Source organism: Streptomyces viridosporus T7A (assembly GCF_008704515.1).
GTDB lineage: Bacteria > Actinomycetota > Actinomycetes > Streptomycetales > Streptomycetaceae > Streptomyces > Streptomyces viridosporus.
Genome location: NZ_CP023700.1, coordinates 699,597 through 711,962 on the forward strand (window position 1 = coordinate 699,597; position 12,366 = coordinate 711,962).

The 12,366-nt window shown below is 71.1% G+C and carries 8 protein-coding genes and 1 pseudogene; 3 read left to right on the forward strand and 6 right to left on the reverse strand.

Annotation, left to right across the window (positions count from 1 at the left end):
* Nucleotides 1–734 precede the first annotated feature (734 nt).
* Complete coding sequence (locus tag CP969_RS03470; protein WP_026085466.1) at nt 735–1,103, reverse strand: transglycosylase family protein; 369 nt, start codon at nt 1,101–1,103, stop codon at nt 735–737.
* A 149-nt stretch (nt 1,104–1,252) separates the two neighbouring features.
* Here CP969_RS03470 and CP969_RS03475 point away from each other — a divergent pair, with 149 nt between their 5' ends.
* Nucleotides 1,253–3,424 carry a TerD family protein gene (locus tag CP969_RS03475; RefSeq protein ID WP_016827888.1) on the forward strand — a complete coding sequence of 724 codons (2,172 nt, stop codon included), beginning with the start codon at nt 1,253–1,255 and terminating at the stop codon, nt 3,422–3,424.
* Nucleotides 3,425–3,727: 303 nt separating this feature from the next.
* Here the strand turns inward: CP969_RS03475 and CP969_RS03480 are convergent, their stop codons facing one another.
* From CP969_RS03480 to CP969_RS03485, 3 genes are read right to left on the reverse strand one after another with little or no spacing between them, the layout of a single operon-like run.
* Nucleotides 3,728–4,813, reverse strand: coding sequence for a thioesterase domain-containing protein (locus tag CP969_RS03480; RefSeq protein WP_039831331.1), 1,086 nt, complete (start codon nt 4,811–4,813; stop codon nt 3,728–3,730).
* 11 nt (nt 4,814–4,824) lie between these two features.
* Nucleotides 4,825–6,819: a hypothetical protein gene (locus CP969_RS33700; protein ID WP_223887040.1), complete on the reverse strand. Its 1,995-nt coding sequence runs from the start codon at nt 6,817–6,819 to the stop codon at nt 4,825–4,827.
* Entirely contained in the window at nt 6,816–8,480 is a 1,665-nt protein-coding gene (locus CP969_RS03485) for an alanine racemase (protein WP_016827885.1), read from the reverse strand. Before CP969_RS03485 ends, CP969_RS33700 begins: the two co-directional genes overlap by 4 nt.
* Before the next feature lie 98 nt (nt 8,481–8,578).
* Between CP969_RS03485 and CP969_RS03490 the strand changes: the two are divergent.
* Both CP969_RS03490 and CP969_RS03495 read left to right on the forward strand, forming a co-directional pair.
* Nucleotides 8,579–8,835: pseudogene (locus CP969_RS03490) on the forward strand (sterol carrier protein domain-containing protein); the annotation flags it as partial.
* 453 nt (nt 8,836–9,288) lie between these two features.
* Nucleotides 9,289–9,732, forward strand: a complete 444-nt coding sequence (locus tag CP969_RS03495) for a VOC family protein (RefSeq protein WP_026085465.1) — start codon at nt 9,289–9,291, stop codon at nt 9,730–9,732.
* A gap of 56 nt (nt 9,733–9,788) precedes the next feature.
* Here CP969_RS03495 and CP969_RS03500 read toward each other — a convergent pair whose 3' ends face one another.
* Nucleotides 9,789–10,748, reverse strand: coding sequence for a DUF5996 family protein (locus tag CP969_RS03500; RefSeq protein WP_039831785.1), 960 nt, complete (start codon nt 10,746–10,748; stop codon nt 9,789–9,791).
* A gap of 414 nt (nt 10,749–11,162) precedes the next feature.
* Entirely contained in the window at nt 11,163–12,266 is a 1,104-nt protein-coding gene (locus CP969_RS03505; RefSeq protein WP_106431091.1) for a zinc-binding dehydrogenase, read from the reverse strand.
* Nucleotides 12,267–12,366 lie beyond the last annotated feature (100 nt).

Below are 12,366 nucleotides of genomic sequence, written 5' to 3' on the forward strand. Positions count from 1 at the left end.
GCATGGCCCTCGATCGTCGGCGGCTTCTTCACGACGGCGCCGCGGCCCTGGGCGCGGTAGCCCCGAGCGGTACGGCATCCCCTGCCCGGCCAACACCGCACCCCGCGGACCCCCGGCCAGGAACCCTCAACCGAATCCTCCTGGAGAGGGCCGTCACCACCACCGCCCTCAGGCTCACCGCCGTACGCACCCCGGGCGGTGCCGTGGGAGTCGCCGCCCGGCAGTCGTGGCGCACGGAAGACCCCGGCTCTCCCTCACCTTCGAGACACCCCCACACGGCCTCGTCCCCGTGGAACCGGGCAGAGCCGTGCGGGTCACCACCACCATCACAGCGGCGGCCACCACAGTCGTCAGCCCACGACCACTCGTACCCGACCCCTGGAAAGCCCTCCCCCGACACCCCGTCCGCCCCACCACCTGCCGCAGCCCCTGCGACTGCCGGTCCGGTCCCGGGGCAAGGCGGCGGAGCCACTCGTCACCAGCATCGTCGCCCGAGCACGAGCCGACTGACGCGACCACCGCAGCGCTGTCGCCGCACGGCACCCGTGAACCGCTCAGGGCACAGCGGAGTCTCCGTCAGACCCGGAGCGGTTCACCTGTCTTCGGCCGGCGCGAACGTGGTGCCCGCCGGAAGGGAAGGCGTCCGCGGCCTTCCAGCGCGGTGTGCAGGCCCTCGCACAGTGGATCGAACGGGAAGGCACCCCTCGACTCCGCCCACAGAAGGGGTCGGGTGTTCAGGCGCAGGACCAGGCCGACATCCCCTGGAGACGGGCCAGGCGTTCGGCCACGGCGATCTGTTCCTCGCGGGTGGCCAGGTCCGCGCGCGGGGCGTACTCGAGCCCGCCGGCCGCGACCCAGCTCGACTGCGTGAACTGCAAACCGCCGTAGTGGCCGTTCCCGGTGTTCGCCTGCCAGTTGCCGTCGGACTCGCATGCGGCGATGGCGTCCCAGTCGGGCCGTCCCGAGACGATCGACGGGGAGGCCACCGCTTGGGCGGGCGTGCCGAGGACAACCGCGGTGACCAGGACCATCAGGGCGGTGCGGGTCCGGCTGCCGTGGGCCCCGAACCCGTTGCCCGCATGGGCGTTTCGTCTGCTAGTCATAGAGAGACTGTTACTCAACGCGACGGGGGATGGCCTGTCGGCTGCCGTTTCCTTGGGCCGGACGAGCGATACCGCGCCCGTCCTGTTGCTCGGAGCGCGTACGAAAAACCCCTGTGCGTCGGCTCGCACACCTCTGCGATCATCCCCGAATGGCGTACCGTCTCGAATCGCTGGTCATCCGGCACACCCACCGCCTTCCTTCCCCCAGGGGCTCCGCCGGGGAAGGAGCCGCCGCCGCACGGCAGTTCGACGCGGCGCTGACATCCGTGGGCTTCAAGCTCTCGGCGGAGCTGCTGGAGCGGCTGTCGGGACTGTCCGAGGCCGCGGTCGTGCACACCGCCAAGCGGACGCTGCGCACCGTCAGCGAGATGGTGGGCGACCACGTCCGGCACAACGCGTACTTCATCGACTTTCCGGCCAACGTGCCGGACACCGAGGAGTTCTGGATGCGGTGTGTGGCGAAGGCGCTCGGCGACGACGCGTCGCGCGAGAACGTGCTGACGCAACGGGCACACGGGGTGCTGGACCTGCTCAGCCTCCCCACGTACGGCCGCTACCAGCACACCTACGAGGAGATGCTCGCGGCGCAGGACGAGTTGATCGCCTCGGCGGGCGACCGGGTGACCGTCCTGCACCTGGGACGGGACCTGGACGACGAACTCACGGACCTGTACCTGGCCTTGGCAGGCAGCACGACGCCACTGGGTGAGGAGCACCTGCGCGACCTCAAGACCCTCGCCGAGCGGTGCGCGCCCGGCCCCCAGCCGGAGACGATCCCGATCCGGGAGAACCGGGCGGTCGTCAACGAGGCCCGTCTCGCTGTCGGCGCGGACCTCCTGCTGGACACCGTCACCGACGTGCTGCGGCTGGCCTGCGCGCTGTCGGGCGGCGACGTGACGCTGCAGGAGCCGACCCGGTTCCGGACCCTCCCGCGGCCGGTCCGCCGTGCGCTGCTCGCGGGCCTCGACACCGTGGTCGCGGCGAACCCCGCCAAGCTGGCCGATGTGCACGCGCACCGCGAGCCCTTCAAGCGGCTCGGTGAGCGTCTCCACCCGCACGAGTACCCGCGCTGGCCGCACGCCGCCGAAGTGTTCGCCGTGGCACGGGGCGAGAAGGAGGCGCGGTCCTTTGACAGCCGTGCCGAGAAGCTGCTCGCCGAGCGCGACGTCCTCGGCGCGGTGCGGCTGCTGAGGTCCGCTCCCGGCAAGTTGTTCCGCGCCCTGGACCTCCTGCTGCGCATCGCCGCCGACCAGGAGGGGCGGGACGCGGTGGTGGCCGCCGCGGTGCAGGTGGCCCCCGAGGTCTCCGGCCGGGTCGTGCTTTCGGTCCGCGAGCACTTCCAGAACCGGGAGCGGAAGACCGACGAACCCCGGATCTTCGTCAACCGCCGGGGCCGCGGCTGGGTCACCGCCGACGTCCGGCCGCCGGTCCCCGCCGCCGACCGCGACCGTCTCATCACCGCGCTCGACGCCGAGATGCGCCGCAGGCTCCCCGCACCGGGCCGGCTGCTGCTCGACCCCGAGGTCCTCGACGTGGCGCTCCCGCTCAGCGGCAGGGCGACCGCGGCCGGGCTCGGCGTACTGCCGCGAGGTTCGGTCGCGGCGGTCGACGGCGAGCGGTTGCGCTTCTTCGTGTACTGGAAGCAGACCGAGCACCGGACCGACTACGACCTCTCGGCGCTGCTTCTCCGCGCCGACTACAGCACCGCCTCCTGGCTTTCCTACACATCCCTCAGGGCTGTCGGGGGCGAGCACTCGGGCGATGTCACCGAGGCGTCCGACGGGGCCTCGGAATTCATCGACCTGTCCTTGGACCGGGTACGCGGCGCGTACATCGTTCCGCAGGTCAACATCTACGCCGGTGAGGGCTTCGAGGAGGTCGAGGAGTCGTTCTTCGGTTTCATGCTGCGCGACGGTGAGCAGAAGGGCCGACCGTTCGAGCCGCGCACGGTGCGTATGAAGTCGGAGCTGCGCGGGGCGGGTCGCGTGGCGCTGCCGCTGGTTTTCCGGCGCGAGGACGACGGCCGGTGGCGCGCGAAGTGGCTGCACCTGTACCTGAAGGGCATCTCGTACGCCAACCGGGTCGAGCAGAACCAGGTGTCGGTGTCCAAGGTGGTGCGCGCCCTCGTGGAGCGCGAGTACCTGACGGTGCGCCACCTGGTCGACCTGATGCACGGCGACACCACGGCCGTGGATCTGTGGGACGGCGGGCCGGTCCCGGACGAGCCCGTGACGTACATCGGTCTCGAACGTCCCGAGGGCCTGCACCCGGACTCCCGGGTCGTCACCCTCGAAAATCTGCGCGACTTGATCCCGGGCTGAGTGCTGGCGTTGCCCACGGCGAGGCCATGAAGGGGCTTCCTCCTCCATTCCTTTCCTGAAACAAGTTCTTTCGCTCTCCTCGCCCTCGACCGTCACTCCGGGCGGTGCCCGCGCTCACCGCGCGAGTGCCGCCCGAGCCGCTTTCAGAGCCGATTCCGTGGGTCAGCGGGACGGCACAGGGTGTTCCGTCTTCCTCGTGGGCAGGGGCCGTCCGGGCCGTTCACGGGAGATGCCCTGCCCGCGACCTTCTGCAACACCCTTCGGGCGGGACTGTGGCGAGTGACGGGCGCCTTCGACGGGGCATCACACCCGCGCTTCCGCGATCGCCGCCCGGAGTTCGCGCGCCAGGCGATCGACGTGGGGCTCGAGGACGAGCGTGACGTGGTCGCCGGGGAGCTCCCGGACGCGCGGCGGTTGCGTCGAGACTTCTTCCCAGCCTCCCGTGGCGGTCTCGCACAGCGCGGAGTCGTGGGCGCGAAAGAACGAGATCGGGCCCGTGTAGGCGTCCTCGGGAACGTACCCTGCGCGACAGATGCGAGCGCCGAGATCCACGACACGGCTCACGCGGTCGTCGGGCTCGTCCGGTGTGAACATGCTGCGCTCCCTGGCACGTTCCATGACGAACGCCGATCGTCGTTCCGGCTCGACCGCGAGCAGTGTCTCGCGCTTCAGCGGGAGCTCCCGGTCGAACCAGGACGTGAACCCTCTCCCGAAGAAGATCATGGCCTCGAAGGGGTCCTGGACGATCTCCGTGATCTCGTCGCGGAAGAAGGGGGCGGGCGCAAGGCCGTCAACGGCGGCGAGCAAGGCCACCCGCTCCCCGCGGCGCTGCAACTGCAGGGCCATCTCCAGCGCGACCATGGCACCGACGCAGTGACCTCCCAGGAGATACGGCCCGCGCGGCTGCACGGAGCGCATGGACTCGATGTGGTCCGCCGCCATGTCCTCCACGTGGTCGAACGGCGGTTCAGCACCGTGGAGCCCCCGGGTCTGGAGGGCGTGGAAGGGCTGGTCCGGCGCCATCCGGCGCGCGAGCGCGTGGAAGTAGTAGACGTTTCCCTCCCCACTCGGCAGGAAGAAGAACGGGCGTTTCGAACCGTGCGGCTGGAGCGGCACGACGGGCTGCTCGCAGAGCTTCCTCGATCGCGCGCGCAGGCGGCAGCCGATGCCCTCGATCGTCGGCGCCTCGAGGAACATCTCCCTCGAGAGCGGCGGAGCATCGAGCTGCGCCGCCATCGTGTCGAGGACGGCCTCCGCCTTGGCGTGGTCGCCACCGAGGGCGAAGAAGTCGTCCTTCACCCCGATGTCGTCCACGTGGAGGAGGTCCGACCAGATCTGCCAGAGCCGCAGTTCGTAGATGTCGCGGGGGGTCACAGGTCGCGGGGGCATGTCCTTCTTCCTCAGCCGTGCCCGGGAATGGGGGCGCGTGCGCGTCGCTCGTGCTCGAACCGGCCCGGACGCACTCCACCGTGGCGTCCTCGGCCCGCGCCGGACGGTTCGCGACGGACCAGGAGTTCCTGGTCGCGCATCCGGCGCTTGACCTGCATCGGCAGCGTGCCGGAGACCGCCTCGCGCGCGAGCACGCTCGCGATGAGATGCGCGACGCGCGACCAGTCGCAGTACCCGTCGATCGCTGCCCGCTGGCGCGACTGGACGTCCGGCTCCACCGCACGGCGCAGCGTGAGCAGTGCCTTCTGCTGATCGTCGCCGAGCGTGTCCACGAGGACCGGCAGCGGCGAGTCGGGGTGCTCGGCGCACTGGGTGGCATAGAGCCGCTCGAGCTGGAACGCGTAGACCGCGCGCTCCATGGCCACCTCCGCCGTGATCGCATCCACGGTCCCGTCCGGCCCCGCCAGCGGATCGGGCGACATGAGGAGCGGGGGGACGCCGTTCGCAAGCGCGGCGCCGATGCTGCTCAAGCCCGGGCGGCAGACGAAAGTCGCCCGCGGTTCGGCGCGGAGGGCCCGGAGGAACGTGCTCCAGTGCTCGTTGATCCATCCGAGGAGCGTCACGTTCGCGCGTGGCCGGCGCTCGAGTTCGAGGGCCAGCCACGCGCGGTCCTCCGCGCTTCCGCCCGCGAACAGGAACTGTGTCTCCTCCATCCGCGCCGCCAGCGCCAGCATCGTGCGCCAGTGTCGGCGGCTGCGGGCGGAGAAGCCGTTGCCCTGCGACACGAGCGCGACGCCGCGTGGATCTCGCGGGGTGAAGAGGTACCGGAGCGCCGCCCAGCGCTGGGCCAGGACGGCGCCGGCCCGCTCTGCGGCCTGTTCCGGGCAGAGCGCGCTGGCTTGGCCGAGCGGCGGGACGACCACGTAGGGCTGCTCGCCCGCCTCCAGCGACAGCCGGTCACGCCAGTTGACGGCTTGATACCAGATCGTGCCGCTGCGGGGCAGGCGGGCCACGATCTCCCGGCTGGCGGCCTCGAAGTCGGCCGAGGGATTGCGCCGCGGATCGGTCCCCGACGCACGCAGCGCGTCCTGGAGCTCGCGCCGCGTGTGGATGGCCGGGGCGGACGCGGCCAGGAGCACGGCCACTCCCGTCACCGGCTTCGACGCTCGGGCCCGGCCCGCCAGCTGCCTCAGGCACGAGAACTCCTCGAACGCATAGCGCACGACGTGCAGAGGGATTTCCTTGTGCTGCGCGTGCTCGGCGAGCTGGTGCAGGATCCAGGTCTCCGGCCGGCAGTCGTTGACGATGGCGGCCGCGCCCGCGCCGGCCTGGGCGAGCTCGAGGTTGTCCGCGATCCACAGGAGAGCCGCCTCGCGGTTCAGGAGCTCCGGGCGCGAGAGGTTGGCGACATCGGAGGGTGTGATCGTCGCCGACTCCGAGTCGCTGTAACGGAGCGGAATCACATGGAGCCCCGCTGAGCTCTCGGCCTTGCGGCGAGCGTGGGCCGCGTCCTCCCGCCGCCGGATCGCGGCGGTGAACGGGACCGTTTCCGGGAGCCTGGCGAGGGCTCCGTGCACGGCTGGCACCCAGCCCGTCGTGTGCCCGAAGGCCTGGGCCACGTACAGCGCACCCGTACGAGCGGACGCGCCGTGGACCGTCACACGGAAGTGGTCCGCGCGCCGGGGATCCGGTCTCGTGGCATAGAGCGAGGCCCTCGCCTCCAGCAGCGAGGAGCCGTCGCGTGGGACGAGCACCGCCAGCCTCTCGTCGCGGTCCGAGACGAGGACGCTGTCCGATCCGGCCACCAGGGCGAACGCCGCCTCGTCCTGGGCCGGGGGCGCGTCCCCGATCCGCAGCGGCTGCCCGGCGACGGCGATCCGCGGCAACTGTCCGGGGACGGGGTACGTCACCTCGACGCGCCCGAGCGAGAGCATCACGGCGTTGCCACGGAGCACGCGGAACGGCTCGTCCGGCGGTGGGTGCGCGAACGTCGAAGGGGCTGTCACCGGAAGGCCTCGTCCGCGTGGAGGTCCCTGGCGATCATGTCCTCGTAGGTCTCCGGGCGACGGATGAGCCTCTCGCGGCCCTGGTCCAGGACCACGACGCCCGGCTGTGGAAAGCAGAAGGAGTTCGAGAAGGAGACCAGATAGGCCCCCGCGTCCATGATCGCGAGCGTGTCTCCGACCCGGAGTGGGGGAAGCGCGACGGTTTGCCGCAGGCAGTCCATCGGGCTGCAGGTAGGGCCGTCGAGCGTGTAGGTCTCGCTCCGGGATTCGCCCCACCGCTCGGCGTGGAAGATCTCGTGATACTCGCGGTGCAGGATGTGGGCGATGTTCTCGCCGGCGTCCAGGATCGCGTGCGCGGGTCCCGATCCGGGCGCGTTGAGGCTGTTGACCCGGCAGAGCAGCATCTGGGTGTTCCCGGTCAGCGCGCGTCCGGGCTCCAGCAGGACGCGAGGCGCCGGCCGGCCGACGCGACGGAAGTGATCCTCGACCTGCTCGACGAGCAACGCCAGGTAGCGTTCGATGGAAAGCCTGCGTCCCACCCGCTCGGCGAGCGGGAGCGGCGAGGCGTCGAGCGGCAGCACTGTCGGGACCGCCAGGCTCCCACCGAGGTCGAGCAGCCTCACGTCGAGGCCGAGCCGGGCGTGGAGCGCATCGCAGAACTCCAGCACCTCGCGGACGAAACGCTCCAACGTGTCCGCATCCTCGATGGCCACGCCGCGGTGCGCGTGCAACCCGACGACCCGCAGCGAGGGATGCGCCAGTGCCTCCTCGTAGGCCGCCAGCGCCTGCCCTCCGGCGATCGGGACGCCGAACTTGCCCGACCAGCTGTCGGAGGTGGCCACGCGCAGGCCCACGTCGATGCGCTTGCCGAGCTCCGCGGCGACCCGTGCGACGAGCGCGATCTCCTCGCGATGATTCAGATGGGTGAGCAGCAGATCGCTCCGGACCAACGTGCGCACGACACTCGGCGTCTTGCCCGGGCCGTTGTAGATGATCCTTCCGGGCTCGACCCCGAGCCGCAGGGCGAGCCACAGCTCGTACGGAGAGACCACCTCGGCTCCGACGCCGAGCCGCGAGAGCCTCTGGAGCACGGCCGGGACCGGATTGGTCTTGTAGGAGTAGAAGACGTCGACACCCAGTGACCGGCCCCGCGGCACCTGCTGGAAGCGCCGGACGTTCTCGGCGAGCCGGGCGCCGTGGACGACGAAGAGAGGACTCCCCCAGCGATCTGCCAGGCTCGAGAGCGCCTTCCCCTCCAGGCACAGCGCTCCTCCGGTGTGCGTCAGACCCCATGTCTCGGGATGGAGGGACCGCGAAGCTTCGGCCGATGGATTCGGGCGTCTTTCGGGGGCGACGGCGGGGTGCGCGGGCGACGCCGCACCGTCGGAGCCGGTCCCGGCTTCCTCGAGGGGGAGGTGTTCGAGCGGGGTGCGGGGCACGGACACCCACTCGGCGATCCGCCGCGGCACCGCATGCGGTGCGGCGTTGTCGGCGCTGGTCGTACCGGGAAGCCGGCCGACGTCGATCAGTTCCTGGCGCCGCCATGTGTAGATCGTCCGGTCGCTGATGTCGAGATCCGCAGCGATCTGTGCGACACGGCCGCCCGCAGCGATCAGGTCGAGCACCTTCCGCCGGAACTCCGGCGGGTATTGCTTGGGCATGGGGAGCGGTCCTCCGGGCAACTGGGCTCAGTCATCCTCCAGCAACCTGATTCCGAGCAACAGCGAGAACATCAGTTCGGCGCCGGGGTCGACGGCCGGTCGACGACCCGTTCCGCGGCGAACACGGCCGCCACCTGCTGACCGTCCGGGGCGGCAAGGCCGACTGCGTCCCGACGGACCGAGAAATCGACCTGTCCCTGAGCGTGAGCGACCTGGGCTCGGTCCACCTCGGCGGCACCGCCCCGAGCACGCTCGTACGTGCCGGACACATCCGGGCCCATCGCCCGGGCGCGGCCACCCTCGCTGACGCCCTCTTCCGCTCCGACCGCCCCCGCACTGCCCGCACTGGTTCTGACCGCGCGCCCGCAGCCCCCGGCGGAGCGGCCCGGCAGCTGAGTGACGAGGCCGGCCCGCTGGAGGGTCCTGAGAGGCGATACCGGGAGGCACGGGCGTGTCCTCCGCTTCCTCGACGCCGAGCGCGTACGAGGTGCTGCGCGAACGGTACGCGCTGCGGCTCCCTCCCCCATTGAAGCGTTCGTCGGTCCCACGGCCGGTGCGGTGGAGCTTCCCTTGCACGTCGCCGTCGGCGGTAGTGCGGCAGTGCGGTAGTCGAGGCTGCTGTGCAGCCGCCAGGAGCGGGCCGGAGGCGGGGCCGAGGTGCGGGTGCCGTCCGGCCGGTCGGGTCCTACTCTGGGCGCATGACCGACTACGCACCGGCAGGGAGCGTGCTCGCGACCGGCAGTTTCCCGGCGCGGCTCCGGTCCGCCGCGCGGCCCGCCTCGTCGCCGATCCCGAGGGGGAGCAGAGGATGAACCGGGATGATCTCCCTGCGCCGATCGAGGGTCTGGTGCTCACACACTTCCTCACCGTCTCCGACGTGCCGCGCTCCCGGGCGTTCTACGCCGACGTGCTGGGGGGAACGGTGGTGCTGGAGGAGAACCCCTGCATCATCAAGGTCGCCAACGGCTGGATCATCATGAACCCCGGTGGCGGCCCCACCGACGACAAGCCCGACGTCGTGCTGCGCCCACCGGACGACCCCCACACCGCCTCCAGCTTTCTGAACGTGCGAGTGGCCGACATCCACCGCTTCTACGACACTGCCGTAGCGAAGGGGGCGGAGTTCCTCACCCCGCCCATCGACCGTCGCGCCGAGTTGCGCTGTTACATGCGCGATCCGGACGGCTACCTCATCGAGGTGGGGCAGGCGACGGGTCTGCTCAAGGGCGAACTGGCGCGCACCGACCTCTGAACGGGGCGGCGCCCGGGTGGCCACGCCGGCGCGGGATTCGCGGCTGCTGCCGGGCCTCAGCCGGAAGCGGGACCGGGCTCGCGGAACCGCAATTGCGGGTCTGTCACCCCGCCCGGGCATGCCAGTGGCTCGGTCTCCCATCCGGCGCATCGGGCACCGGCCCGGTAGGCGCTTTCGTAGAAGGCGAGCACGGCGGCACGCGGGTCGGCCTCGGTGCGGACCTCGTCGTACCGCAGTACGGCCAAGTGGCTGCTGTTCCGGGCGATCCAGTGTGCCGCCGCGGGCCGGAGCGGCTCCTCGGCCAGGTGTGCCGGCTCCGGAGCGGTGTAGGAGTAGAACGCGGGCTCGGGGAAGGTGTCGTCCCCGAACCAGAAGCCGAAGCTGATCACCTCCCGGGAGTACGCCTCCCGGGTGACCGGGTCGATCCGCTCGGGCTGCTCGATGTGACGGTCGGAGAACCGGCTGTGCGCGATGTCGAAGGTGTGCCAGAAGTGGTGCACCGGGCTCACCTTCCCCGAATACCCCGCGGCGAATTCCTCCAGCACCGATGCCACCTGGCTGAGCACCCGCCAGTAGCGGTTGGCCTGCGCGGGGTCGTAAGTCGCGTGCTCGGCGTCCTCGGCGAACGGCCGGCCGGAGTCGGGCAGGTCGAAGGGCCTGGGTACGTCGAGCCGCACCCGGATGCCCAGCGCGGCCAGCGAGTCCATGACCGCGTCGTGGAAGGACGCCACGGACCGGCCGATGAGCGGGAGGGAGATCTCCCGGCCGTCCAGAGTCGAAAGAACCAGCTGATGCGCGACGAAGTCGAAGTCCACCGTGAAGATCGGGTTGCCGTCGACCTGTCCCATCGGGCGAGTCGTGATGCCGCGACCCGTGAGGTGGAACGGGACGTTCCACCAGTGGTTGCGCCGGGTGCTGGCGGCGAGACGGACCTTCCCGACGATCTGCGCGAAGCGATGGAGCGTCTCTTTGGTGTCGCGCCACTCGGCGAGCGGGATCGGCGGGAACAGCTCCATGGTCATCACCCTTCCCTGCCGACCGGGCCGGAGCCTGGATGACCATGATGGCCACGCCGGGCGGGCAGGGCATCTCGTGACCCCGGAAGGCCCCCTGATCGGGTGGCGGGGTGGCCATCCGGACGAGCGGAGGCGGTGGACCGGCAAGCGCCCCCCACGCTCGAGGCGGGCGCTGCCGTCCGGACGCCGAACTCAGGGCTGGGCGTGGGGCACTGTGCGGCCTCCGGACCGCCTGCTGTTGCGCCGTGCACGACGGATCTGGTGGAGCGGTTGGTCCGGACGAGCCGTGGACGCTGTTTCGGCGGGTGGTCCCGCCGACCGAGGTCATACGCCCGCGGGGCGGAGGCCGGCAGCGGGCCGGTGACCAGGAGGCCGACACCCCCGCCCACGAAGGTGTTCGGCGGAACCGGCTCGTCACGGAATGATCGTGATCTTTCCTACATGCGTACCGTCCCGAAACGCCTTCTGAGCGGCGTGGATGTCACTCAGGGAGAAACTGGCCGCGATGCGGGGACGCACGCCCCCGGTGCGGGCCAGGTCGGCCAAGGCCGCGAAATGGGTACGGGTGTGCATCGAGGAGCCGATGAGGCGGAGATTGCGCAGATAGAGGCGCCGCAGGTCGAAGGTGACGACAGGGCCCGCGACGGCGCCGGCGACGACCCAGCGCCCATTCTCCCGAAGAGCGGGCAGGAGCCGCTCGAGCCACGGTCCTCCCGCCACGTCCGCGACGGCGTCCAGACCCCCGGGCGCCACCGCGGCCAGCCGGCGTTCCAGGTCGGCGGGGTCCGCGTCTCTGGGCAGCGTCGCCGAGGCGCCGGCCTCCTCCAGCGCGGCGGCCTTAGACCCACTGGTCAGCGCCACCACCCGCGTCCCGCGAGCTGTCGCGAGCTGCACCAGGGCCAGGCCCACCCCGCCGGAAGCCCCGGTGACGAGCACCGTCTCGCCGCTGCGGATCTCCGCCCGCTCCAGCATGCCCATCGCCGTGCCGTAGGCGACCGGAAGGGCGGCAAGCTCCTGATCGGAGAGCGGGGAGGCGCTCATGTCGTGCAGGCGGTCGGCGTCCACCACGACGTAATCGGCGAAGCCGCCGTCCCTCTCGCTGCCCAGCAAACCGACGGGCGGGGCGTCCTCCCGGCCGTCGGCGTAGAAGGCGGGATCGACCAGCACCCGGCAGCCCACCCACTTCGCCGGTACGCCGGCACCGACTTCACTGACGGTACCCGCGATGTCGCCGCCCTGGATCAGCGGGAATTCCAGTGGCCCACGCCATCCCGCCTTCGCCTCCGGACGCCCGGGCAGCCCGTACGCCCCTTCGCGCGTCCACACATCCGTGTTGTTCATCGCTGCCGCGGCCACCCGGACCAGAACCTGCCCCGGGCCGGGTGCGGGCAGCGGCCAGTCGGTCCGCAGCCCAAGCGCTTCCATGCCCCCATGGCGGTACAGAACAGCGGCACTCATCACACGTTCCACCACGACTCGATCGTGCCTCACCGTGACCGAAGCGGCTACCCACGCCATCTGTGCCGGTGCGTTCGTCGACCTCACCGCCTGCGCCGGCGTCCTCACCGGCGTCACGACCGCCGCGAAATGAGCAGACCCCCTCGACCTGATGCCCCAT

Excerpts from the sequence above, each read along its gene's own strand:
- CP969_RS03480 (WP_039831331.1), bottom strand. The coding sequence starts at position 4,813 with ATGCCCCCGCGACCTGTGACCCCCCGCGACATCTACGAACTGCGGCTC.
- CP969_RS03500 (WP_039831785.1), bottom strand. The coding sequence starts at position 10,748 with ATGGAGCTGTTCCCGCCGATCCCGCTCGCCGAGTGGCGCGACACCAAA.
- CP969_RS03470 (WP_026085466.1), bottom strand. The coding sequence starts at position 1,103 with ATGACTAGCAGACGAAACGCCCATGCGGGCAACGGGTTCGGGGCCCAC.
- CP969_RS03495 (WP_026085465.1), top strand. The coding sequence starts at position 9,289 with ATGAACCGGGATGATCTCCCTGCGCCGATCGAGGGTCTGGTGCTCACA.
- CP969_RS03505 (WP_106431091.1), bottom strand. The coding sequence starts at position 12,266 with ATGGCGTGGGTAGCCGCTTCGGTCACGGTGAGGCACGATCGAGTCGTG.
- CP969_RS03485 (WP_016827885.1), bottom strand. The coding sequence starts at position 8,480 with ATGCCCAAGCAATACCCGCCGGAGTTCCGGCGGAAGGTGCTCGACCTG.
- CP969_RS03475 (WP_016827888.1), top strand. The coding sequence starts at position 1,253 with ATGGCGTACCGTCTCGAATCGCTGGTCATCCGGCACACCCACCGCCTT.